Genomic DNA, 24,408 nt, shown 5'->3' with positions numbered 1-24,408 from the left:
TAACTTAAGTCCTTATTTCTGCACCACGATATTTTCTTGTGAAGGATCAACGTGCTGCAGCTGCAGCTTCTCGGTGGCGATGCGTTCAACACGGCTGTGATCGCCCAGCGCATTCTCTTCCAGAATCAGGTTGCGCCACTCGATATCCAGCGCGTCACGCTCCAGCACCAGCTGTTCACGCTGTGCCGTTAACAGTCGTGTTTTATGCGTGGTGGTGACCACCAGCACGGCAGAAACCACGACAGCGATCAGCAACAGCACCGGAATCTTGCCCTTTCGCAGCAGATCCCCGCCGATAACGGCAGGCAGACTGTGACGCTCGTTACCGATCATGCGTCGGTTTTCTCCGCGATACGTAAAACCGAGCTGCGCGCGCGTGGGTTCTCAGAGACTTCAGCGTCACCCGGCGACATTTTGCCGAGCAACTTCAGTTCACGGCCACCCAGGGCTCGCAGCTGATGTTCAGTCATCGGTATTCCGGCCGGCACCTGTGGTCCACGACTCTGATCGCGCATAAAGCGCTTAACCAGCCGATCTTCCAGTGAATGGAAGCTGATCACAGAGAGACGGCCCTGCGGTGCGAGTACCTGAACCGCGCCTTTCAGTGCGATATCGATCTCTTCCAGTTCACTGTTAATCCAGATGCGAATGGCCTGGAAGCTGCGTGTAGCCGGATGTTTAAACTTATCTTTCACTGGCATAGCGATGGAGATGACTTCAGCCAGTTCACGGGTGCGGGTCATCGGCTGCTCGCGATTGCGCTCGACAATGGCCCGGGCAATACGTTTAGCGAATCGCTCTTCACCGTAAGTCTTCAGGACGAAAGCGATATCTGCCTCTTCCGCGTGCAGCAACCATTCTGCGGCTGAGTGACCACGCGACGGGTCCATTCGCATGTCCAGCGGTCCGTCACGCATAAAGGAGAAGCCGCGTTCAGCGTCATCCAGTTGCGGCGATGAAACCCCCAGGTCCAGCAAAATCCCGTCAATTTTTCCGACCAGATCCCGTTCAGAAACATACTCTGCCAGCGCAGAAAAAGGGCCATGAATAATTGAAAAACGCGGGTCGGTAATCTCAGCAGCAGCGGCGATAGCTTGCGGATCACGATCGATGGCGATCAGTTTTCCCTTCTCTCCCAGTTGCGAAAGAATCAGGCGTGAGTGGCCACCACGACCAAATGTGCCGTCGATGTAAATACCGTCTTCCCTGATATTGAGGCCGTTAACCGCCTCATCCAACAGCACGGTGGTATGTTTGAAATTTTCCTGCATAGCTATAGCGACAAGTCCTGCAACCGCTCAGATAAAGGTTCCTGAGCCGACTGTTCTGCGTCAATATCGTCCCTGACTTGTTGATACCAGGTCTGTTCATCCCACAGCTCAAACTTATTGAACTGTCCAACCAGCATCACTTCTTTGGTTAATTTTGCGTGCTGCCGAAGCGTATTCGCCAGCAGCAGGCGGCCTGCATTGTCCATCTGACATTCACTGGCATGTCCCAGCAGCAAACGCTGCACGCGGCGCTCAAGTGGATTCATACTGGAAAGGCGTGCCAGCTTTTTTTCAATGATTTCCCATTCGGGCAGGGTGTAAAGCAACAGGCATGGCTGGTGGAGGTCGATGGTACAGACCATCTGCCCCTGAGACTCCCCAATCAGCAATTCGCGATATCGCGTGGGTACGGCGAGCCGCCCTTTGCTGTCGAGATTGACTAACGTTGCTCCGCGGAACATGCCAGTCTCTTCTCCTCATCACCCATTTACGCCACTTTATCCCACTTTTTACCACGAAACGAGTTTAAGGATCCCATGAAATCCTTGTCAAGCCGGAGCGGCAGTTGAACATCACTCTTTACAAGGCGCAAAATTAAAGTCTGGCGACGATATAATCGAATAAAAGGAGAAACTAAAAATTAAGCCAATGAATAACTGAATAAAAAAAATGGCTCGGGGAAAAAAGACTAAAAATGAAACAATGTAAAGGGTTAAATATTTATCCTGATTTCTGAGACAGCGGCGGCATTTTAGGGGATTTCTGAATGGAAGCCCAGCGGCTTCAGGGCAGACGGGAAAGAAGGTTTGTTGAAGTTGTAAGCAAATAATAGGTATCGGGCTTTCTGCTTTGTTAGATTTGATGAGCAGAATTTACCCTTTTTTACGTCGACCTGTTTATTTAATCAGTAAATCGCGAAATAAAAGGGGCAGTATAATACTGCCCGTTACTCATTTAACTCTTCGGCTTAATTGTCCGCGACGGTATAAATTACGCCGGATACGGGTTAAGCCTGGTTTTGGTTTTCGGGGTTCGTCCAGTGAGGCTAAAACTAATTCCAGCACGCGCTCTGCCACGTCACGATGACGCTGACCAACGGCCAGGACCGGACACTCAAGAAAGTCCAGTAATTCGTGGTCGCCAAAGGTGGCAATCGCCAGCTCCGTCGGCAGGCGGCCGTTTCGTTTCAGCGTCACATCCATCACACCCTGCAGCAGCCCAAAAGAGGTGGTGAAAAGCGCCTCTGGCATCGGATGATCTTCAAGGTATTTCTCAAACAGTGCAGCAGCAGCAGTGCGTTCGAAGCTGTTGCAGTAGATATAATCAATCGGACGGGGATCGTCTTTCCAGGCATCGCGGAAACCCATTTCGCGCAGGAAGCTCACTGACAGTTCGGGTAACGCACCGAGGAACAGCACATTTTTAACGTCGAGCTGACGCAGTTCAGCAGCCAGTGTCTGGGCATCGTCCTGATCGGCCCCGACGACACTGGTAAAATGTTCACGATCCAGCGCACGGTCGAGCGCAATTATTGGCAGAGAATCGTTGATCCAGCGCTGATAAAAGGGATGCTCTGGCGGTAATGAGGTGGAAACGATAATTGCATCGACCTGGCGCTGCAGCAGATGTTCAATGCAGCGCATCTCGTTTTCAGGCTGATCTTCAGAACAGGCGATCAGAAGCTGATAGCCGCGCTGACGTGCCTGTCGCTCAAGATAGTTTGCAATACGCGTATAACTGGTATTTTCCAGATCAGGGATCACTAACCCAATGGATCGCGTACGCCCGGCGCGCAGCCCCGCAGCCACCGCATTAGGGTGATAATTATGTTCACGTACCACTGCCATGACTTTTTCAACGGTCTTGTCGCTGACACGATACTGCCGCGCTTTGCCGTTGATCACATAACTGGCCGTGGTGCGCGACACGCCTGCCAAACGCGCAATTTCATCCAGTTTCACAATAACCCCACCATCAAATCCGCTTTTACGGCAGAAATAGCCGCAGTTAAGCTATGGATAACTCATGTCTATCATCTAACAGCAGAAAAGTGCGCGGAGCAACCGCTTTTCTGAATGTAATCCGCCTGGCGCATAAAAAATAAAAAAACCCGGCATTTCGCCGGGTTAGGTGAGGATTGATGATGACGCAGCGTGATTAACGCATGATGCGATCGCCGCGTGAAACGCCGACGATACCGGAGCGCGCCACTTCAACAATTTCAGCGACATCGCGGACGGTGCTCAGGAAGGCGTCCAGTTTGTCGCTGGTGCCTGCCAGCTGAACCGTGTACAGCGTCGGCGTTACATCGATGATCTGACCACGGAAGATCTCGGCGTTACGCTTCACCTCTTCGCGACCATAACCACTGGCCTGAATCTTCACCAGCATAATTTCGCGCTCAACATAGGCGCCCTGCCCCAGCTCGGTGACGCGCAGGACATCCACCAGCTTGTGCAGTTGCTTTTCAATCTGCTCCAGTACCTTCTGATCGCCCACCGTCTGAATGGTCATCCGCGACAGTGTGGGATCGTCGGTTGGCGCCACGGTCAGGCTTTCAATGTTATAGCCGCGCTGTGAGAACAGGCCGACGACACGGGATAATGCGCCGGATTCGTTCTCCAGCAGAACTGATAAAATACGACGCATAATTATGTCCTCTCCGTTTTGCTCAACCACATCTCATCCATGCTGCCACCGCGAATCTGCATTGGGTAGACATGTTCGCTACCGTCAACGGTGACATCCACAAAGACCAGACGCCCCTTCGCCAGGGTTTCCAGCGCCAGCGTCAGCTTCTCTTCCAGCTCAGCCGGATGCTCAATCGCGATCCCGACGTGACCGTAGGCTTCCGCCAGACGCACGAAGTCAGGCAGCGATTCCATATAAGACTGGGAGTGGCGACCCGAGTAGATCATATCCTGCCACTGTTTCACCATGCCCAGCACCCGGTTATTCAGGTTCAGTACCAGCACCGGCAGATCGTACTGCAATGCTGTTGAAAGCTCCTGAATATTCATCTGGATACTGCCATCGCCCGTTACGCAGATGACGGTCTCTTCCGGCAGCGCCATTTTCACACCCAGCGCCGCGGGCAGGCCAAAGCCCATGGTGCCCAGACCGCCAGAGTTGATCCAGCGGCGCGGTTTATCGAAAGGATAATAGAGCGCAGCAAACATCTGGTGCTGACCTACATCTGACGTGACATAGGCATCGCCTTTGGTCAGCCGGCTGATGGTTTCAATCACGGCCTGCGGCTTAATTTTGTCGCTGGTGCGATCAAATTCCAGACAGTGACGACTGCGCCAGCCTTCAATCTCCTGCCACCAGTCGTGCAGGCTTTCAGCACGTGATGGCGTGTCGCTTTGCGTCAGTAACTCCAGCATCTGCTGCAGCACCTGTTTTGCATCGCCGACAATCGGGATATCCGCCGACACCGTTTTGGAAATAGAGGTCGGGTCGATATCGATGTGCATCACCGTGGCATTGGGGCAATATTTCGCCAGATTGTTGGTGGTGCGATCATCAAAGCGAACACCGATCCCAAAAATCAGGTCGGTGTTGTGCATCGTCATATTAGCTTCATAGGTGCCGTGCATACCCAGCATGCCGACACACTGACGATGGGTGCCAGGAAACGCGCCCAGGCCCATCAGCGAGGTCGTCACCGGAATATTCAGGCTTTCTGCCAGCTGTAACAGCTCCGCTTCACAGCCTGCGGTAATGGCACCGCCACCCGCATAGATCACCGGCTTCTTCGCCGCCAGCAATGTTGTCAGCGCGCGCTTAATCTGCCCTTTATGACCCTGAATAGTGGGATTGTAAGAGCGCATGCTCACTGACTCCGGCCAGTGATAAGGCAATTTGTTCGCCGGGTTCAGGATATCTTTTGGTAGGTCAATCACCACGGGTCCCGGACGGCCGCTGGAGGCCAGCCAGAATGCCTTTTTCAGCACGCTTGGGATCTCTTCGGTGTTTTTCACCAGGAAGCTGTGCTTCACCACCGGACGAGAGATGCCGACCATGTCGCATTCCTGAAAGGCGTCATAGCCAATCAGCGACGACGGAACCTGACCCGACAGAATCACCAGCGGAATCGAGTCCATATAGGCGGTGGCGATACCGGTAATCGCATTGGTTGCACCAGGTCCGGAGGTGACCAGCACCACGCCGACTTCACCCGTCGCGCGCGCCAGGCCATCAGCCATATGCACCGCACCCTGCTCATGGCGCACCAGAATGTGATCGATACCTCCGACGGTTTGCAGCGCATCATAGATATCTAAGACTGCGCCCCCCGGATAACCGAATACCTGCTTCACGCCCTGATCGATTAACGAACGGACGACCATTTCGGCTCCTGACAACATCTCCATCTTCTGCCTCCAGGCTTGCGGACCCGGCTCTGTGAATGCGCCCGTTTATGCGTATCACGTTGCCCCGGTGCCTGCTTTGCCAATCAAAATCTTATGTTTATGCACGACAGCGGAAACGTCAGCCGCTGTCCGGTTACAGAGAAATCTGTTGCGTTTATTTTTCTGAGAGTAGGTCGATTACCATAACCGCAGTTACACGGGCAGGCAAACCGCAAACCCGCGTAAATTAAAAGGCAGGGACGTAAAGCCTCTGGCCGATAAGAATTGGCTACGCGGATTAAACTAATTACGCGGCAGAACCGCAGAGGAAAATGCTGGGTATGAAATTATTTTCAGCGTGATCTAAGAAATAACGAAAACTTATTACCGGCTGCAATAGCCCACAATCGTCTGACATTTTTCTTTTCTGGCGTAATTAACCAGGAAATCACTAAAGCACATTGGATTATGCTAACCAGCAGGTGATAAATGCTGTGTTCCCGCATAACACCATGCAAAAAAAATACTTATAATTCAATTAAATAGAATTTAAATCGCGCCCCAGCGCCCCGCATTCCCGCGCTGATTGCGTCCACAGTGAGGGTCGCGCTGTTCATTACGCTGCCTGACCGATAAATAACAGAATATCTTCCTCTGGCGCCCAGGAGAATACCCCTGCATTGAAGGTTGACATCCCTGAATGATTCCAGTACCAATATGTACAGCACAACATTTTATAAGGTTTGAATCCATGTTTCGTTCTGTTCGCCTTCTCGGTCTACTACTAAACGCACTCAGCTTGCGCGGTAGACTTGTGGGCGAAATCAAACACTGATTCAAACCTGCTGAAAGTTAAAAACCCGCGCCTGTCGCGGGTTTTTTTATGCTCGTTGCCAGGCCAGAAAAAGCATAAGGATGAATACGATGAGCCAGCAAGTCATTATTTTCGATACCACTCTGCGCGACGGTGAGCAGGCATTACAGGCCAGCCTGAGTGTGAAAGAAAAATTGCAGATTGCGTTAGCGCTGGAGCGCATGGGCGTGGATGTGATGGAAGTCGGTTTCCCGGTCTCCTCACCGGGCGACTTTGAGTCTGTTCAGACCATTGCGCGCACCATCAAAAACAGCCGCGTCTGCGGACTGGCGCGCTGTGTAGAAAAAGATATCGACGCAGCTTATGAGTCACTGCGCGTTGCCGAAGCCTTCCGTATTCATACCTTCATCGCCACTTCCCCAATGCACATCGCAACCAAACTGCGCAGCACGCTGCCAGAAGTGATTGAGCGTGCGGTACATATGGTGAAGCGTGCGCGTAACTACACCAGTGACGTTGAGTTCTCCTGTGAAGATGGCGGCCGTACCCCGATTGATGACCTGTGCCGTATGGTGGAAGCCACGATTAACGCCGGTGCGACCACCATCAACATCCCGGATACCGTTGGTTACACCCTGCCAGGCGAATATGCGCACATTATCAGTGAACTGATGAACCGCGTTCCTAACATCGATAAAGCGATTATCTCTGTGCATACCCACGATGACCTGGGTATGGCATCCGGTAATGCCCTGGCTGCTGTCCAGGCAGGCGCGCGTCAGGTTGAAGGCACGATGAATGGTCTGGGTGAACGTGCCGGTAACTGTGCGCTGGAAGAGGTGATCATGGCGATTAAAACCCGCCAGCAGATCATGAACGTACACACCAATATCAATCATCAGGAAATTTACCGTACCAGCCAGATGGTCAGCCAGATCTGCAACATGCCGATCCCAGCGAATAAAGCCGTGGTCGGCTCCAATGCTTTCGCCCACTCTTCCGGTATTCATCAGGATGGCGTGCTGAAGAATCGCGAGAACTACGAAATCCTGACGCCGGAATCGATCGGCTTACATAAAATTCAGCTCAATCTGACTTCTCGTTCCGGCCGTGCGGCGGTAAAACATCGTATGGAAGAGATGGGTTATGCCGAGCAGGATTACAATCTGGATACGCTGTATGACGCTTTCCTGAAACTGGCCGACAAAAAAGGTCAGGTCTTTGATTACGACCTGGAAGCGCTGGCCTTCATCAACAAACAGAATGAAGAGCCGGAGCATTTCCAGCTGCACGAATTTAACGTCCAGACCGGTTCCAGCATGACTGCCACCGCCTCGGTTAATCTGGGTTGCGGCGATGTTGCTAAATCTGATGCGGCTACCGGTAACGGCCCGGTTGACGCGGTTTACCAGGCGATTAACCGCATTACCCAGTTTGACGCTGAGTTGGTTAACTACAAACTGACCGCTAAAGGCCACGGCGAGAATGCGCTGGGCCAGGTCGATATCGTCGTAAGCTACAACGGCCGCAAATTCCACGGAATTGGTCTGGCGACCGATATTGTGGAGTCCTCCGCTAAAGCGATGGTCAACGCCCTGAACAATATCTGGCGTGCCCGTCAGGTTGAACAAGAATTGCAGCGCAAATTTAAAGACCAGAAGGAAACCGTATAACCATGTCCAGTTCATCTCATATCGCAGTTTTACCCGGTGATGGTATCGGCCCGGAAGTGATGGCGCAGGCGATGAAGGTGCTTGATGCCATTCGTCAGCGCTTTGATATGCAGATCACTACTCAGGAATATGCGGTCGGCGGCATCGCTATCGATCAGCATGGAGAGCCTCTGCCACCGGCAACGGTTGCAGGCTGCGAGCAGGCCGACGCGATCCTGTTTGGTTCCGTTGGCGGTCCGAAGTGGGAGCACTTACCGCCCGCATCACAGCCGGAGCGCGGTGCGCTACTGCCGCTGCGCAAACATTTTAAGCTGTTCAGTAACCTGCGTCCGGCTGCGCTCTACAGCGGTCTGGAAGCATTTTGCCCGTTGCGCGCCGACATCGCGGCTAAAGGCTTCGACATTCTGTGCGTGCGTGAACTGACTGGCGGCATCTATTTTGGCCAGCCGAAAGGACGCGAAGGCAGCGGCCCGGAAGAGCGTGCTTTTGATACCGAGGTCTATCACCGTTTCGAAATCGAGCGCATTGCCCGTATCGCGTTTGAATCGGCGCGCAAACGTCGCAACAAAGTCACCTCGGTTGATAAAGCTAACGTGCTGCAGACCTCGGTGATGTGGCGCGAAATCGTCAACGAAGTGGCTAAAGAATACCCGGACGTGCAACTGAGCCACATCTACATCGACAACGCGACCATGCAGTTGATCAAAGACCCGTCGCAGTTTGACGTGCTGCTCTGCTCCAACCTGTTTGGTGACATTCTGTCTGATGAGTGCGCCATGATCACCGGCTCGATGGGTATGCTGCCGTCAGCCAGCCTGAATGAAGCGGGCTTTGGCCTGTTCGAACCGGCGGGGGGATCAGCGCCGGATATCGCCGGACAGAATATTGCCAACCCGGTCGCCCAGATTCTGTCGCTGTCATTGCTGCTGCGTTACAGCCTGAATGCCGATGCGGCAGCCGACAGTATCGAACGCGCCATCAGTCGTGCACTGGAACAGGGCTACCGCACCAAAGATTTAGCCGGTGATGGCCCAGCGGTCAGCACAGATGAGATGGGCAGCATCATTGCCCGCTTTATCGCCGAGGAAAAATAAAAAAATGAAAACCTTATACCAGAAGTTATTTGATGCACATGTCGTCCACGAAGCGCCAAACGAAACGCCGTTACTCTACATCGATCGTCACCTGATCCATGAAGTGACCTCGCCCCAGGCCTTTGATGGCCTGCGCGCACACGGACGTAAAGTCCGTCAGCCGGGCAAAACCTTTGCCACGATGGATCACAACGTCTCTACCCAGACCAAAGATATCAATGCGTCGGGCGAGATGGCGCGTATTCAGATGCAGGAGCTGATGAAGAACTGCGAAGAATTTGGCGTACAGCTGTATGACCTGAATCACCCATTCCAGGGCATCGTCCACGTTATCGGTCCTGAGCAGGGTATGACGCTGCCGGGCATGACCATTGTGTGCGGCGACTCGCACACCGCCACCCACGGCGCGTTCGGCTCGCTGGCGTTTGGTATCGGCACCTCTGAAGTGGAACATGTATTTGCCACTCAGACCCTGAAACAGGGTCGGGCGAAAACCATGAAGATTGAAGTACTGGGCCAGGCGTCCACCGGCATTACCGCCAAAGATATCGTGCTGGCGATCATCGGTAAAACCGGCAGCGCAGGCGGTACTGGTTATGTGGTTGAATTCTGCGGCCCGGCCATTCAGGCGCTGAGCATGGAAGGTCGTATGACCCTGTGCAACATGGCGATTGAGATGGGCGCGAAAGCGGGCCTGGTAGCACCGGATGACACTACTTTCAACTACCTGAAAGGTCGTCAGTTCTCCCCACAGGGCGAGAAATGGGAGCAGGCCGTTGAATACTGGCGCACCCTGAAATCTGATGAAGGCGCGAAGTATGATGCGGTAGTGACGCTGCATGCTGAAGAGATTGCACCGCAGGTCACCTGGGGCACCAACCCGGGCCAGGTGATTGCCGTTGATCAGTTGATCCCGAACCCGGCCTCATTCGCCGATCCGGTTGAGCGCGCCTCAGCGGAAAAAGCGCTGGCCTACATGAACCTGCAGCCGGGCATTAAACTGACCGATGTTGCGATTGATAAAGTGTTTATCGGCTCCTGCACCAACTCACGTATTGAAGATCTGCGTGCCGCCGCCGCTATCGCCAAAGGCCGCAAAGTCGCGCCTGGCGTGGTCGCGATGGTGGTGCCGGGTTCCGGCCCGGTCAAAGCGCAGGCTGAAGCGGAAGGTCTGGATAAAATCTTCCTGGAAGCGGGCTTTGAATGGCGTCTGCCTGGCTGCTCAATGTGCCTGGCGATGAACAATGACCGCCTGAATCCGGGCGAGCGTTGCGCATCTACCAGCAACCGTAACTTTGAAGGTCGCCAGGGCCGTGGTGGACGTACCCATCTGGTCAGCCCGGCGATGGCCGCGGCGGCTGCCGTGACCGGCCACTTTGCCGACATCCGTGAACTGACGACAGGAGCTTAAGTCATGGCGAATAAATTTACTCAGCACACTGGCATTGTTGCACCGCTGGATGCCGCGAACGTCGATACGGACGCGATCATTCCCAAGCAGTTTTTGCAGAAGGTCACCCGTACCGGTTTCGGTCAGCATCTGTTCCATGACTGGCGCTTTGAAGATGACGCTGGTACGGTGCCGACGCCCGGCTTTGTGCTGAACAAGCCTGAGTTCAAAGGCACCAGCATCCTGCTGGCGCGCGAGAACTTTGGCTGTGGCTCTTCACGTGAGCATGCGCCCTGGGCGCTGACCGATTTCGGTTTCCACGTGGTGATTGCGCCGAGCTTCGCGGATATCTTTTATGGCAACAGCTTCAATAACCAGTTGCTGCCGGTGAAATTAAGCGAAGAGGAAGTGGATGAGCTGTTCAGACTGGTTGCGGCCCAGCCGGGTATCAGCTTCACGGTCGATCTGGAAGCGCAGACGGTCACCGCAGGCGATAAAGTCTATCCGTTTGAACTCGACAGCTTCCGCCGCCACTGCATGATTAATGGTCTCGACAGCATCGGCCTGACCCTGCAGCACGAAGCCTCGATTTCGCAGTACGAGCAGAATCAGCCCGCTTTTCTGCGCTGATTGAGTTAATGAAGGGTGACATTCGGTCGCCCTCAGACTGCTGACAAACCCAAATCAGGGTGAATCTGACAGCAATAAAAAAACCTGATGCGCTGGGAACACGGTCAGAAGAGGAAAGCGTCCCGCGCCAGGGACGGCGCGGGCCGAGCGGCCAGGGATGGCTTAAGCGACTTTCCGATCTGACCGTGTTCTCTTCGCCAGCTCGGTCTTACCGCCACCGAGCCGGACGTTATCAGCACTGTGAGGGCGACATCCTGTCGCCCTTCTCTTTTATACGTCGCGCACCCGCGCCGACATCACCAGCGCCACTATTGCCAGCCCGAATGCCAGCCAGTAAACCGCCTCATGTCCCAGCCGCTCACTCAGCGTTCCCTGAATAACACCCGCCAGAATCATGCCGGTCGAAATCGAATTGGTGAACATGGTGGTCGCCGCACCGGGTCGTCCTGGCATCAGATCCTGGAACCAAAGCATCCCTATGCCAGCAATAATCCCGACAAATACCGCATTAAACAGCTGTAACACCATCAGCGAGGTGCGGGAATTGAAGAGCACCAGCCCCAGATAAAACAGGACGCCCGCCGCCACCGCGATCAGCATTAACCGCCGCTTGCCGATGCGACGCGCGTAATGGCCCGCCAGCAGCATCACCGGGATTTCCAGCCCGGCCGCCGTTCCCATCAGCAGACCGGCCAGTTTCTCCGGCAGACCCAGCGTGGTGCTGATATAGAGCGGCATATCAATGATATACATCGTGTTGCAGGTCCACATCGCCACCGAGGCGAGGAACAGCAAACGCACATCGCGATCGCGCCAGCCGCTCAACGGCAGCCCGCCGCTTTGCATCAGTGGTTGCGAACGTGGCACCGACGGCAGGGTAAACCAGACCAGCAGAATGCAGAGCAGAAACAGCACCGCGGCCACCATAAACAGCGTCACAAAGCCGTAGTTCAGCGCCAGCGCGAACGATAACGGCGGCCCGATCACCCACGCCAGCGACAGTTGCGCACGCATCACAGAACTGAACATCACTGCTTCACGCGCCGACTGATCGGCATACTCTCGTGCCAGCGCAAACAGCTGCGGCATAGAAACACTGGCCAGCGCTGACAGCAGTACACCCAGTGTCAGCAGAGTCAGATAGTCGCGGGTAAAGGCAAACAGTAGCGCATTCACCAGCGCCATCAGGCAGCAGAAAAGAATGATATGACGACGATCGCCGACGCTGTCTGAGCGCTTTGCCACCAGCATACTCACTACGATACCGGCCACCGCATTAATGGTGAAAAACAGCCCGACCCAGAAGGGCCGCGCCTGTACCTCGCGCGTCAGAAACAGGCTGAGCGTCGGTGCCTGCAGAGCACCCGCGATGCCCAGCATGAACGAGGCGACCATAAAAGCGAGGTAAACCGGGTTGATGCGGCGCTGCCGCGTTAACAGCGATTTCATTCGAAATCCCTTACAGAACAAACAGAGGGGAAAAAAGAAGGGTAGACGATACCGCGCAACATGAAAAAAGCCAGCAGAGATCATCTGCTGGCGGTGTAAATGCACCCTACTCAGAAAAGCACTCCGCTGAACAGCGAAGTGAGGGTCGAACGCCATTCACTGCTGAATGCCTCCCGCTCTTCCCATAGCGTAAAGTTTGCTCTTAAAATGGGGCAGGAAAAACAGAGCGCTTTTCACAGGGAGTTCCCCTTTTATGTCCTCATCACGTCTGAAGCAGCAGTTCATCCGCCTGTGGCAGAGTTGTCAGGGCCAGACGCAGGAGATTACGCTCAGCGAACTGGCTGATCTGCTGCACTGCTCGCGCCGCCATATGCGCAATCTGCTCAACCGGATGCAGGCCGCAGGCTGGCTGACCTGGCAGGCTGAAGCCGGACGCGGCAAGCGATCGCAGCTTATCTTCTGCTACACGGGCCTGGCCCTGCAGCAGCAGCGTGCCGAGGATTTGCTGGAACAGGATCGCATCGATCAGCTGGTCCAGCTGGTAGGCGATAAAAACCAGGTGCGGCAGATGATCAGCGCGCACCTGGGGCGCAGTTTCCGGCAGGGCAAGCATATCCTGCGGGTGCTCTACTATCGTCCGCTGCTCAACCTTTTGCCCGGCTCGCCGCTGCGGCGCTCGGAAACCCACATTGCCCGACAGATTTTCAACGGTCTGACGCGGATAAATGAGGAAAACGGGGAAATCGAACCCGATATTGCGCACCACTGGCAGCAGACGTCTCCACTTCACTGGCGCTTCTTCCTGCGTCCTGCGATTCGCTTCCATCACGGCAGAGAACTGGAGATGGAGGATGTGCTCGCCACGCTGGAGCGTCAGCGCCCCCATCCGCTCTTTTCCCATATTGCGCAAATCGACTCACCTGCCCCCTGGACGCTGGATATCCGTTTAAGCCAGCCCGACGAGGGCTTGCCCTGGCTGCTGGGCAGCGTCAGTGCGATGATCCTGCCGCGCGAATGGCCGACGCTGCACGACTTTGCTCGCCAGCCAGTTGGCACCGGTCCTTACCGGGTGATCCGCAATCAGGAGAGCCAGCTGAAGATCGAAGCGTTTGATGACTACTTCGGTTTTCGCGCGCTGATTGATGATGTCTCTATCTGGGTACTGCCCGACATCAGCGATGAGCTGGTCTATGCGGGTGTCCGTCTGCAGGGCGACAGCACCGATGAAGTTCAGGAGGAGAGCCGCCTTGAAGAGGGCTGCTACTATCTTTTGTTCGACCAGCGTTCAGAGCAGGGTCGCAACGAAGCGGTCCGGCGCTGGGTCAGCTACCTGTTTAACCCCATCGCCCTGCTCAATCACGCTGGTGTCGGCTATCAGCGCTACTGGTTTCCGGCGTATGGTCTGCTGCCACGCTGGCATCATCGCCGTGACCTGACGCCAGTAGAAAAACCGCCCGACTTAACCCATCTGACGCTGACCTGGTACAGCCAGCACGTGGAGCATGAAGGCATCGCGAATGCGCTGCGTCCGCTGCTGGCAGAGCATGGCGTCACGCTGGAGACCCGTGAGATCAGCTACGAAAGCTGGTATCAGGGCGAAACGGAGAGTGATATCTGGTTGGGAAGCGTGAACTTTACCCTGCCGCTGAATTATTCGCTGTTCGCACAGCTTTATGAGATCCCGCTGCTGCATCACTGCCTTGCTATCGACTGGCACGGCGATGCGGCCCGCTGGCGCGAGAAAGCGCTGCCGCTGGCCGAATGGAGCAAACAGCTGGTCGAGGAAGCCGGCCTGCATCCGCTGTTTCATCACTGGCTGTTGCTTGAAGGGCAGCGCAGTATGCGCGGCGTCCGGATGAATACGCTGGGCTGGTTTGATTTTAAATCGGCCTGGTTCGCCCCACCCGCGCTGTGACGCTTTCGCCCCGGCGCTGAAATGACTAGAATGTGACGTTCTCAACGGGGTGCGGCCTGCCACAAGCAAGCCGCTGAGAGAGACCCGTCGAACCTGATTCGGTTAATACCGACGTAGGGATTTGAGAGGCCTCTGTGCTCAGATCCTTTGCGACTCATCCCCTATTCTCCTGAAGGAGCGCAAAGTGTTAAACAAAGTTCTGCCGGTGCTGCTGTTACTCTCCGCCCCCGTTCTGGCGGCTAAGCCGGTTCTCACGGTCTACACCTACGACTCCTTCTCCGCCGACTGGGGCCCTGGCCCGGCGGTTAAAAAAGCCTTTGAAGCACAGTGCGACTGCGAGCTGAAATTCGTCACGCTGGAAGATGGCGTGTCGCTGCTGAACCGCGTGCGGATGGAAGGCAAAAACAGTAAAGCCGATGTGGTGCTGGGGCTGGATAACAATCTGGTGCAGGCCGCGCAGAAAACCGGTCTGTTTGCCGAAAGTCAGGTCGACACATCGACATTAAAACTGCCCGATGGCTGGCACAGCACCACCTTCGTGCCGTTCGATTATGGCTACTTCGCGTTTGTTTATGACAAAACGCGGCTGAAAAATCCGCCAAAAAGCCTGAAAGAGCTGGTCGACAGCCCGGAGAAGTGGCGGGTGATCTACGAAGATCCCCGCACCAGCACGCCCGGCTTAGGGCTGCTGCTCTGGATGCAGAAAGTCTATGGCGATCAGGCTCCGCAGGCGTGGCAAAAGCTGGCGCAGAAAACCGTGACGGTGACCAAAGGCTGGAGTGAAGCCTATGGCCTGTTCCTCAAGGGCGAAGGCGATCTGGTGCTGAGCTACACCACCTCTCCGGCTTACCACATCATCGAAGAGAAGAAAGAGAATTACGCCGCTGCACCCTTTGCAGAGGGTCATTATCTGCAGGTCGAAGTTGCCGCGCAGCTAGCCAGCAGCAAACAGCCGGCACTGGCACAGCAGTTCATGAAATTTATGGTTTCGCCTGACTTCCAGCGCACTATCCCCACCGGCAACTGGATGTACCCGGTGATCGACACGCCGCTGCCTGCCGGTTTCGCGGCGCTCAACGTGCCTTCCACTGCTCTGCAGTTCTCGCCAGAAGAGGTTGCCAGCCAGCGTTCGGGCTGGATTAGCCAGTGGCAACGCGCCGTCAGTCGCTGATGCCGCGCTGGCTGATTCCCGGTTCCCTCGCCACGATATTGCTGACCATCGTGGCATTCATGGCGTTCGGTGCACTCTGGAGCGCCGCGCCGGATACGGACTTACGCGGCGTGCTGCAGGATGATTACCTGCATCACGTTATCGCGTTCTCTTTCGGTCAGGCTCTGCTCTCCGCCCTGCTGTCACTGCTGCCTGCGGTGCCGCTGGCGCGGGCGCTCTATCGACGCCGTTTTCCGGGTCGTCTGTTGCTGCTGCGCCTGTGCGCCATGACGCTGGTGCTGCCGGTGCTGGTCGCGGTGTTCGGTCTGCTGACCGTCTATGGTCGCAATGGCTGGCTGGCGCAGTTGTGCCAGCTGGCAGGGATGGGTTATCACTTCTCCCCGTATGGTCTGCCAGGCATCTTGCTGGCGCACGTCTTCTTTAACCTGCCGCTGGCGACCCGCCTGATGCTGCAGGCGCTGGAGAGTATTCCGGCGGAACAGCGTCAGCTGGCGGCACAGCTCGACCTGCGCGGCTGGCATCATTTTCGTCTGCTGGAGTGGCCATGGCTGCGGCGTCAGCTGTTGCCGACCGGTGCGCTGATCTTCATGCTCTGTTTCGCCAGCTTTGCCACCGTACTGTCACTCGGCGGCGGTCCGCAGGCCACTACCATTGAGCTGGCGATCTTCCAGGCGCTGAGTTATGACTACGATCCCGGACGCGCAGCGCTACTGGCGCTCATCCAGCTCGGCTGCTGTCTGACGCTGGTGCTGCTCAGCCAGCGTTTCAGCAAGGCGATTCCTGCCGGAACCAGCCAGCTGCATGGCTGGCGTGATCCGCAGGATTCGCGTGGAGCACAGCTGATCGATGCACTGCTGATCCTGCTGGCACTCCTCCTGCTGTTGCCGCCGCTGGCGGCGGTCATCGTCGATGGTCTGCACGGCGGACTGCGCGGCGCGCTGGCGCAGCCTGCACTGTGGCAGGCCACCTTGACGTCATTGCGTATCGCCATCGGTGCCGGTCTGATCTGTGTGGTGCTGACCATGATGCTGCTGTGGAGCAGTCGGGAACTGCGTCTGCGCCAGCGTCCGGCGGCGGCACAGTTGATCGACACCAGCGGCATGCTGATTCTGGCGATGCCAGGCATTGTGCTCGCCACCGGCTTTTTCCTGCTATTCAATGCCACTATTGGCCTGCCTGATTCGGCAGAAGGGCTGGTGATCTTTACCAATGCGCTGATCGCCATTCCCTATGCGCTGAAAGTACTGGAAAACCCGATGCGGGATGTCGCAGAGCGTTACGGCAGGCTCTGCGATTCGCTGGATATCCACGGCTGGAACCGGCTGCGGCTGATCGAGCTGCGGGCGCTGAAACGTCCGCTTGCCCAGGCGCTGGCCTTTGCCTGCGTACTGTCGATTGGTGATTTCGGCGTGGTGGCACTGTTTGGCAACGCTGACTTCCGCACACTGCCGTTCTACCTTTATCAGCAGATTGGTGCCTATCGCGGCGCAGATGGCGCGGTCACCGCCCTGCTATTGCTGTTGCTCTGCTTATTGCTGTTCACGCTAATGGAAAAATTACCAGGCCGCCATGCTGACTCTTGATAACCTCACTTACCTTTATCAGCATCTGCCGATGCGCTTCAGCCTCAAGGCCACACGTGGCGAGCGCATCGCCATTCTCGGCCCCAGCGGAGCCGGGAAGAGCACCCTGCTGAGCCTGATTGCCGGTTTCCTGCCGGTGAAACAGGGCACCCTGATGATTGACGGGCAGGATCACACCCACAGCGTGCCAGCCAGACGACCGGTTTCGATGCTGTTTCAGGAGAACAACCTGTTTCCGCACCTCAGCGTACAGCAGAACATGGCGCTGGGGCTGCATCCGGGATTAAAACTCAGCGCTGAGCAGCGTCAGCAACTGGCTGCACTGGCCGATCAGGTGGGATTAGGCGATCTGCTAAACCGTTTGCCGGGCGAGCTGTCGGGCGGACAGCGACAGCGTGTGGCGCTGGCGCGCTGTCTGCTGCGTGATCGTCCGGTGCTGCTGCTGGATGAGCCTTTTTCTGCACTGGATCCCGCGTTGCGCGGCGAGATGCTGCAACTGGTGCGTTCAGTGTGCGAAGCGCGCAGCATTACACTGCTGATGGTGTCGCACAGTCTGGAAGATGCCCGGCAGATTGCGCCGCGCAGCGTAGTGATTGTGGATGGACGGGTTTACTGGGATGGCGAGACCCGACAGCTGCTGTCGGGTGACACGCGGGAGGCCGAGGTCCTCGGCATCCCGCGCCGTTAAGCGTTACGCGAAGAAAACCTGCCACAGCAGATGACGGAAAATCGGCATCATCGGATGGAACTGAATGCCGACAAACGCTGCGACGGCGATCACCAGCCCCAGCGGACCTGCCCAGCGCAAACGCTCCGGCGGCAGCCAGGCAGTCGCCCAGTCACGACTCTTGCCACTGCGCCACCAGCGCCAGCATAACCAGCCCCCGAGCCATATCAGCAGTGCTGCGCCAAGTAACAGCCATTTAAAGCTGCCGCCCTGCGCGGCTTTCGGCACATCGATCGCCACGCCTGCCAGAATACCAGGCAGCAGATAGAGCGGTGGCCAGAGGATGCAGCCGATAATGTTCGGCGGCAGAAATTTACGCACCGGCAGCTCCAGCATACCGGCCGCCAGCGGGATCAGCGGACGCGTAGGTCCCACAAAGCGCCCGACCAGAATCGTAAACATGCTGTGCTGATGCAGGGCGTGCTCGGTTTTATCCAGCAGGCCTTTGTACTTTTGCAGATACTTCCAGCGGTGCAGCGGCCCCTGGAATTTCCAGCCGATACCGTAAGAAACCCAGTCACCAATCAGGCAGCCCGCAAAACCCGCGGCCCAGGCCGGGTAAAGGCCCAGCTCGCCACTGCCGATCAGCGCGCCCAGGCTGGCCATCATCACTGTACCTGGCAGCAACAGGCCGACCAGCGCCAGCGACTCCAGAAACGTCACCAGCGCAACGGCAAACAGAGCCCATTCCAGAGACTGCGTAATCAGTTGTTGAATCCAGGCTTCCATAATCATCCTAAGTAAAAGCAGAAGGCTGGATTGTCCAGAGCCAGCCACACAGCGTCAAGGCAAGAATTGTAGGACAATGTTGACAAAACCGGTGACGAGAACTGTATAAATATCCATGGTATACTTAAGCCGTTTTCTCACCCCTGAAATACTGAGTCCGGAGAACATCTGAATATGCCCCGCGCAGGTTTTCTGCTCACCCGCCACTGGCGCGACAGCCCGCATGGCACCGAAATTATCCTCTGGCTCGCCACTGATGCCGGTGCGCAGCGCGTGGTGCTGCCCGTGCAGGAGTCTGTCGCGTTTATTCCCGAAGAATTTCAGGCGCAGGTCAGCGAGCTCCTCAAAGATGAACGTCAGTTTCGGATTCAGTCGCTGGCGCTGAAAGATTTCCGCCGCCGCCCGGTTTTTGGCCTCTACTGCCCGCAGCATCGTCAGCTGCAGCGCATTGAAAAACGGCTGCGTGAACAGGGCATTCCGGTGTATGAAGCGGATATTCGCCCGCCGGAGCGCTACCTGATGGAGCGTTTTATTACCGCGCCGGTCTGGTTTGAGGGCGAGCAGCGCGGTGATAGCGTAGTCAATGCGCGGCTCAAACCCCATCCCGACTATCGCCCGCCACTGAAGTGGGTCTCGCTGGATATTGAAACCACACAGCATGGCGAGCTCTACTGCATCGGGCTGGAGGGCTGCGGTCAGCGTCAGGTTTATATGCTCGGCCCGGCCAACGGTGATGCCAGCACGCTGGATTTCGAGCTGATCTATCTCGACAGCCGACCACAGCTGCTTGAAGCGCTGAACCAGTGGTTTGCAGATCACGATCCGGATGTGTTGATTGGCTGGAACGTGGTGCAGTTTGACCTGCGGGTGTTGCAAAAGCATGCCGATCGTTACGGCATTCCACTTCGTCTTGGTCGCCAGCAGGCCGCGCTGGAGTGGCGTGAACATGGCTTTAAGCCCGGCGTTTATTTTGCGCAGGCCAGCGGGCGGTTGATTATTGATGGCATTGACGCGCTGAAATCAGCGTTCTGGGATTTTCCCTCATTCAGCCTGGAGTCGGTATCGCAACAACTGCTGGGTGAAGGTAAAGCAATCGATAATCCCTGGCAGCGCATGGAGGAGATCAACTGGCGTTTTGCCAACGATAAACCGGCGCTGGCACGCTACAACCTCAAAGACTGCGAGCTGGTGACGCGCATTTTTCATAAAACGGCGATAATGCCGTTTCTGCTGGAACGCGCGGCGGTGAATGGCCTGGCAGTCGATCGCCACGGCGGTTCGGTGGCCGCCTTTGGTCATCTTTATATTCCCCGGATGCATCGCGCGGGATTTGTCGCACCGAACCTGGGTGATGTGGCGCCGGAAGCCAGTCCGGGCGGCTATGTGATGGATTCGCGCCCTGGTCTGTATGACTCGGTGCTGGTGCTGGATTATAAAAGTCTCTATCCGTCGATTATCCGCACCTTCCTGATCGACCCGGTGGGTCTGGTAGAAGGACTGGCTCATCCTGATGATGCCGATTCAATCGAAGGTTTTCGCGAAGCGCGTTTCTCCCGGCACACTCACTGCCTGCCTGCGATCGTCGAGCAGATCTGGCTGGGGCGTGAAGCGGCGAAAAAGCAGAAAAACCAGCCGCTGTCTCAGGCGCTAAAGATTATCATGAATGCCTTTTACGGTGTGCTGGGCACCAGCGCCTGCCGTTTCTTTGATCCGCGCCTCGCCTCCTCAATTACCCTGCGCGGTCACGCCATCATGCAGCAGACACGCGCGCTGATCGAGGCGGAAGGCTATGACGTGATCTATGGCGACACCGACTCCACTTTTGTCTGGCTGAAGTCCGCCCACAGTGAAGAGCAGGCCGCCGCGATTGGTCAGCAACTGGTGCAGAAAGTGAATGCCTGGTGGCGCGACCACCTGCAGCAGACCCACGGGCTGACCAGCGCACTGGAGCTGGAGTATGAAAATCATTTTTGTCGTTTTCTGATGCCGACCATTCGCGGCGCGGAACAGGGCAGCAAGAAACGCTATGCCGGACTGATTCGTGACGCCGCCGGTGAACGCATGGTTTTCAAGGGGCTGGAGTCGGTGCGAACGGACTGGACGCCACTGGCAAAAGCATTTCAGCAGCAGCTCTACCACCGTATCTTCCACCGTGAGCCGTGGCAGGATTACATTCGCACCACCGTCGCGCAGCTGCTGGCGGGTGAACTCGACGATCAGCTGATCTACAAAAAGCGTCTGCGACGTCCGTTAAAAGAATATGAACGAAACGTGCCCCCGCACGTGCGTGCCGCCAGGCTGGCGGATGAGCAGAATCGTAAATTAAACCGGCCTTTGCAGTATCAGAATGGAGGCCGGATTCGTTACGTGATTGCCACGGCAGGCCCCGAGCCACTGGAGGCACGCAGCACGCCGCTGGATTACGACCACTACGTTACGAAGCAACTTCAACCGGTCGCGGAGGGGATTCTGCCCTTTGTCGAAGGTGACTTTGCTACACTTATTACCGGGCAGCTGGGGCTTTTTTGACAGGTGACGAATGCCCTGCCATCCAGTACCATAGCGCCCTTCCTGAAACTCACCGCTCTTAAAGCCCGCTCCAGACCTTGTTGTCTGGTGGTAGCGCTATTGCCTGAGCTTTGGGAACACCTTTAAAAACGTTAAAATTCGAGCAAACAATATATGGTTTTTACATTAGGTCAGCGCTGGATTAGTGATACGGAAAGTGAACTGGGACTGGGCACCGTGGTGGCGATCGATACACGTATGATCACCCTGCTGTTCCCCGCTACGGGAGAAAACCGCCTTTACGCCCGCAACGATTCGCCGGTTACCCGCGTCATCTTTAATCCGGGTGATACCATCACCAGCCACGAAGGCTGGCAGATGCGCGTTGATGAAGTACGCAACGAAAATGACCTGATGACCTATATCGGTACCCGTCTGGATACCGAAGAAAGCGACGTGATGCTGCGCGAAGTGATGCTCGACAGCAAGCTGGTATTCAGTAAGCCGCAGGATCGTCTGTTTGCCGGCCAGCTCGACCGGATGGACCGTTTTGCCCTGCGCTTCCGCGCCCGTAAATACCAGAGTGAGCAATACCGCCTGCCGATTAGCGGCTTACGCGGTATGCGTACTAACCTGATCCCTCACCAGTTGCACATCGCCCATGATGTGGGCCGCCGCCATGCGCCGCGCGTGCTGCTGGCCGATGAAGTTGGCCTGGGTAAAACCATTGAAGCCGGGATGATCATCCAGCAGCAACTGCTGGCTGGCCGTGCCGAGCGCGTACTTATCGTGGTGCCTGAAACCCTGCAGCATCAATGGCTTGTTGAGATGCTGCGCCGCTTCAACCTGCGCTTTGCGCTGTTTGACGACGACCGCTACACCGAAGCGCAACACGACAGCGACAATCCGTTTGAAACTGAGCAGCTGATTATCTGCTCACTCGACTTCGTGCGTCGCAACAAACAGCGTCTTGAAATGCTGGCCGATGCCGAATGGGATCTGCTGGTGGTCGATGAAGCGCACCATCTGGCCTGGTCAGAAGGCGAGCCAAGCCGTGAATATCAGGTTATTGAACAGCTGGCTGAAAAAACTGCCGGGGTTCTGCTGCTGACCGCGACGCCAGAGCAGCTGGGCATGGAGAGTCACTTCGCCCGTCTGCGCCTGCTCGACCCGGACCGTTTCCATGACTTTGCCGCCTTTGTTGAAGAGCAGCAGCATTTCCGCCCCATCGCCGATGCCGTTACCGCGCTGCTGGCGGATAAAGCGATCTCCCAGGAGGAGATGAACCGGATCAACGATCTGGTCGGCGAGCAGGACATCGAGCCGCTGCTGCAGGTTGCCAACAGCGACCGCGAAGGCAAGCTGGAAGCGCGTCAGGAACTGATCTCCATGCTGATGGATCGCCACGGCACCAGCCGCGTGCTGTTCCGTAACACCCGTAATGGGGTTAAAGGCTTCCCGAAACGCGAACTGCATCAGATCCGCCTGCCGCTGCCTGCGCAGTATCAGACGGCAATTAAAGTCTCCGGCATTATGGGCGCGCGCAAAAGCGCAGAAGAGCGGGCGCGCGACCTGCTCTATCCGGAGCAGATTTATCAGGAATTTGAAGGCGACAGCGGCACCTGGTGGAACTTCGATCCGCGCGTGGAATGGCTGATGGGCTATCTCACCACTAACCGTAAAGAGAAAGTGCTGGTGATCTGCGCCAAAGCGGCCACCGCGCTGCAGCTGGAGCAGGTACTGCGCGAGCGCGAAGGTATTCGTGCAGCGGTGTTCCACGAAGGTCTGTCGATCATTGAACGTGACCGTGCTGCCGCCTGGTTCGCCTCAGAAGAGAATGGCGCGCAGGTGCTGTTGTGCTCTGAGATTGGTTCAGAAGGCCGTAATTTCCAGTTTGCCAGCCGTCTGGTGATGTTCGATCTGCCGTTTAACCCGGACCTGCTGGAGCAGCGTATCGGTCGTCTGGATCGTATCGGTCAGGCGCACGATATTCAGATTCTGGTGCCGTGGCTGGAGCAGACCGCACAGGCCGTGCTGCTGCGCTGGTATCACGAAGGACTGGATGCGTTTGAACACACCTGTCCGACCGGCCGGACAATCTATGACAGCGTCCATTCGCAGCTCATCGGCTATCTGGCCGCACCGGAAAACAGCGAAGGCTTTGATGCCTTTATCAGCGACTGCCGCAAACAACATGACGCGCTGAAACTGCAGCTGGAACAGGGTCGCGATCGCCTGCTGGAGCTGAATTCAAACGGCGGTGAATCGGCTCAGTTGCTGGCTAACGCTATCAGCGAGCAGGATAACGACACCGGCCTGGTGAACTTCGCGCTTAACCTGTTTGATATTGTCGGTATCAATCAGGAAGATCGCAGCGATAACCTCATTGTGCTGACCCCTTCCGATCACATGCTGGTGCCCGATTTCCCTGGCCTGCCGGAAGATGGCTGCACCATCACCTTTAACCGCGATCAGGCGCTGTCACGTGAAGATACTCAGTTCATTACCTGGGAGCATCCGCTGATTCGCAACGGACTGGATCTGATTCTGTCGGGCGACACCGGCAGCAGCGCCCTGTCACTGCTGAAGAACAAGGCGCTGCCGGTGGGGACGCTGCTGGTCGAGCTGATCTATGTGGTTGAAGCCCAGGCACCGAAGCATCTGCAACTGACCCGCTTCCTGCCGCCAACGCCAATCCGTCTGCTGATGGATACGAAAGGCACTAACCTGGCAGGCAAAGTGGAGTTCGAAAGCTTTAACCGTCAGTTGAATGCCGTTAACCGTCACACCGCCAGTAAACTGGTGAATGCGGTGCAGCAGGATGTCCATGCGATTCTGACTCAGGCCGAAGAGAGCGTCGTCAGCGAAGCGCGTGCCGTGATTGAGGCGGCACGGACCGAGGCGAATGAGAAGCTGGGTGCCGAGCTTTCGCGTCTTAACGCGCTGAAAGCCGTCAACCCGAACATCCGCGACGACGAAGTTGAGGCGCTGGAAAGCAATCGTGAACAGGTGCTGCAAAGTCTGGATGAGGCCAACTGGCGTCTTGACGCGCTGCGCCTGATTGTGGTGACACACCAGTAAGCTCAGGGGCCGCATGGC

At 56.3% G+C, this 24,408-nt stretch carries 19 protein-coding genes and 1 riboswitch; of the genes, 11 read left to right on the top strand and 8 right to left on the bottom strand.

Features of this window, described 5'->3' with window-relative positions:
• Positions 1-12: 12 nt before the first annotated feature.
• The 6 genes from ftsL to ilvI form a co-directional block, all read right to left on the bottom strand.
• On the bottom strand, positions 13-333 hold the full coding sequence (ftsL, locus tag H7K52_RS09040; RefSeq protein ID WP_003854764.1) for a cell division protein FtsL: 321 nt from the start codon (positions 331-333) through the stop codon (positions 13-15).
• A complete protein-coding gene (gene rsmH, locus H7K52_RS09035) occupies positions 330-1,271 on the bottom strand; it encodes a 16S rRNA (cytosine(1402)-N(4))-methyltransferase RsmH (protein WP_003854766.1) in 942 nt (313 codons plus the stop codon). Before rsmH ends, ftsL begins: the two co-directional genes overlap by 4 nt.
• Positions 1,272-1,273: 2 nt before the next feature.
• Positions 1,274-1,732, bottom strand: coding sequence for a division/cell wall cluster transcriptional repressor MraZ (gene mraZ, locus H7K52_RS09030; RefSeq protein WP_003854767.1), 459 nt, complete (start codon positions 1,730-1,732; stop codon positions 1,274-1,276).
• A 489-nt stretch (positions 1,733-2,221) separates the two neighbouring features.
• Positions 2,222-3,232 carry a catabolite repressor/activator gene (cra, locus tag H7K52_RS09025; RefSeq protein ID WP_003854769.1) on the bottom strand — a complete coding sequence of 337 codons (1,011 nt, stop codon included), beginning with the start codon at positions 3,230-3,232 and terminating at the stop codon, positions 2,222-2,224.
• A gap of 196 nt (positions 3,233-3,428) precedes the next feature.
• Positions 3,429-3,920 (bottom strand): acetolactate synthase small subunit, encoded by a 492-nt coding sequence (ilvN, locus tag H7K52_RS09020; protein WP_003854770.1) that lies wholly within the window; start codon positions 3,918-3,920, stop codon positions 3,429-3,431.
• Positions 3,921-3,922: 2 nt separating this feature from the next.
• Positions 3,923-5,647: an acetolactate synthase 3 large subunit gene (gene ilvI, locus H7K52_RS09015; RefSeq protein WP_008925573.1), complete on the bottom strand. Its 1,725-nt coding sequence runs from the start codon at positions 5,645-5,647 to the stop codon at positions 3,923-3,925.
• 679 nt (positions 5,648-6,326) lie between these two features.
• On the opposite strand from ilvI, the gene leuL reads away from it, so the two are divergent.
• The 5 genes from leuL to leuD all read left to right on the top strand — a co-directional run bounded on the left by leuL (position 6,327) and on the right by leuD (position 11,227).
• Positions 6,327-6,461: a leu operon leader peptide gene (gene leuL / locus H7K52_RS19050; protein ID WP_182629952.1), complete on the top strand. Its 135-nt coding sequence runs from the start codon at positions 6,327-6,329 to the stop codon at positions 6,459-6,461.
• An 89-nt stretch (positions 6,462-6,550) separates the two neighbouring features.
• Positions 6,551-8,113, top strand: a complete 1,563-nt coding sequence (gene leuA / locus H7K52_RS09005) for a 2-isopropylmalate synthase (RefSeq protein WP_003854773.1) — start codon at positions 6,551-6,553, stop codon at positions 8,111-8,113.
• A gap of 2 nt (positions 8,114-8,115) precedes the next feature.
• Positions 8,116-9,207 (top strand): 3-isopropylmalate dehydrogenase, encoded by a 1,092-nt coding sequence (gene leuB / locus H7K52_RS09000; RefSeq protein WP_003854775.1) that lies wholly within the window; start codon positions 8,116-8,118, stop codon positions 9,205-9,207.
• Positions 9,208-9,211: 4 nt separating this feature from the next.
• Positions 9,212-10,618 carry a 3-isopropylmalate dehydratase large subunit gene (gene leuC, locus H7K52_RS08995; RefSeq protein WP_013356753.1) on the top strand — a complete coding sequence of 469 codons (1,407 nt, stop codon included), beginning with the start codon at positions 9,212-9,214 and terminating at the stop codon, positions 10,616-10,618.
• Positions 10,619-10,621: 3 nt separating this feature from the next.
• Complete coding sequence (leuD, locus tag H7K52_RS08990; protein WP_003854779.1) at positions 10,622-11,227, top strand: 3-isopropylmalate dehydratase small subunit; 606 nt, start codon at positions 10,622-10,624, stop codon at positions 11,225-11,227.
• A gap of 270 nt (positions 11,228-11,497) precedes the next feature.
• Here leuD and H7K52_RS08985 read toward each other — a convergent pair whose 3' ends face one another.
• The gene (locus tag H7K52_RS08985) at positions 11,498-12,676 is read right to left on the bottom strand and encodes an MFS transporter (protein ID WP_003854780.1); all 1,179 of its coding nucleotides are present in this window, start codon (positions 12,674-12,676) and stop codon (positions 11,498-11,500) included.
• A 253-nt stretch (positions 12,677-12,929) separates the two neighbouring features.
• Here H7K52_RS08985 and sgrR point away from each other — a divergent pair, with 253 nt between their 5' ends.
• The 4 genes from sgrR to thiQ all read left to right on the top strand — a co-directional run bounded on the left by sgrR (position 12,930) and on the right by thiQ (position 18,033).
• Positions 12,930-14,591: an HTH-type transcriptional regulator SgrR gene (gene sgrR, locus H7K52_RS08980; RefSeq protein WP_182629951.1), complete on the top strand. Its 1,662-nt coding sequence runs from the start codon at positions 12,930-12,932 to the stop codon at positions 14,589-14,591.
• Positions 14,592-14,626: 35 nt separating this feature from the next.
• A riboswitch (TPP riboswitch) is annotated at positions 14,627-14,729 on the top strand.
• Positions 14,730-14,775: 46 nt separating this feature from the next.
• Positions 14,776-15,762 carry a thiamine ABC transporter substrate binding subunit gene (gene thiB / locus H7K52_RS08975; protein WP_008925568.1) on the top strand — a complete coding sequence of 329 codons (987 nt, stop codon included), beginning with the start codon at positions 14,776-14,778 and terminating at the stop codon, positions 15,760-15,762.
• Positions 15,738-17,345, top strand: a complete 1,608-nt coding sequence (gene thiP / locus H7K52_RS08970) for a thiamine/thiamine pyrophosphate ABC transporter permease ThiP (RefSeq protein WP_182629950.1) — start codon at positions 15,738-15,740, stop codon at positions 17,343-17,345. The genes thiB and thiP overlap by 25 nt, the downstream gene beginning before the upstream one ends.
• Positions 17,332-18,033, top strand: a complete 702-nt coding sequence (gene thiQ, locus H7K52_RS08965) for a thiamine ABC transporter ATP-binding protein ThiQ (protein ID WP_008925566.1) — start codon at positions 17,332-17,334, stop codon at positions 18,031-18,033. Before thiP ends, thiQ begins: the two co-directional genes overlap by 14 nt.
• A 3-nt stretch (positions 18,034-18,036) precedes the next feature.
• On the opposite strand, the gene H7K52_RS08960 is transcribed toward thiQ, so the two are convergent.
• Entirely contained in the window at positions 18,037-18,801 is a 765-nt protein-coding gene (locus H7K52_RS08960; protein ID WP_008925565.1) for a DedA family protein, read from the bottom strand.
• A 168-nt stretch (positions 18,802-18,969) separates the two neighbouring features.
• On the opposite strand from H7K52_RS08960, the gene polB reads away from it, so the two are divergent.
• Complete coding sequence (gene polB / locus H7K52_RS08955; RefSeq protein ID WP_085980562.1) at positions 18,970-21,330, top strand: DNA polymerase II; 2,361 nt, start codon at positions 18,970-18,972, stop codon at positions 21,328-21,330.
• A gap of 153 nt (positions 21,331-21,483) precedes the next feature.
• The gene (gene rapA, locus H7K52_RS08950; protein WP_154926449.1) at positions 21,484-24,390 is read left to right on the top strand and encodes an RNA polymerase-associated protein RapA; all 2,907 of its coding nucleotides are present in this window, start codon (positions 21,484-21,486) and stop codon (positions 24,388-24,390) included.
• Positions 24,391-24,408 lie beyond the last annotated feature (18 nt).

Source organism: Pantoea hericii (genome assembly GCF_014155795.1).
In the GTDB taxonomy this organism is placed as follows: Bacteria; Pseudomonadota; Gammaproteobacteria; order Enterobacterales; family Enterobacteriaceae; genus Pantoea; species Pantoea eucalypti.
The sequence above is the reverse complement of the archived record's forward strand: the minus strand, read 5'-3'. Positions and strand labels throughout refer to the sequence as shown.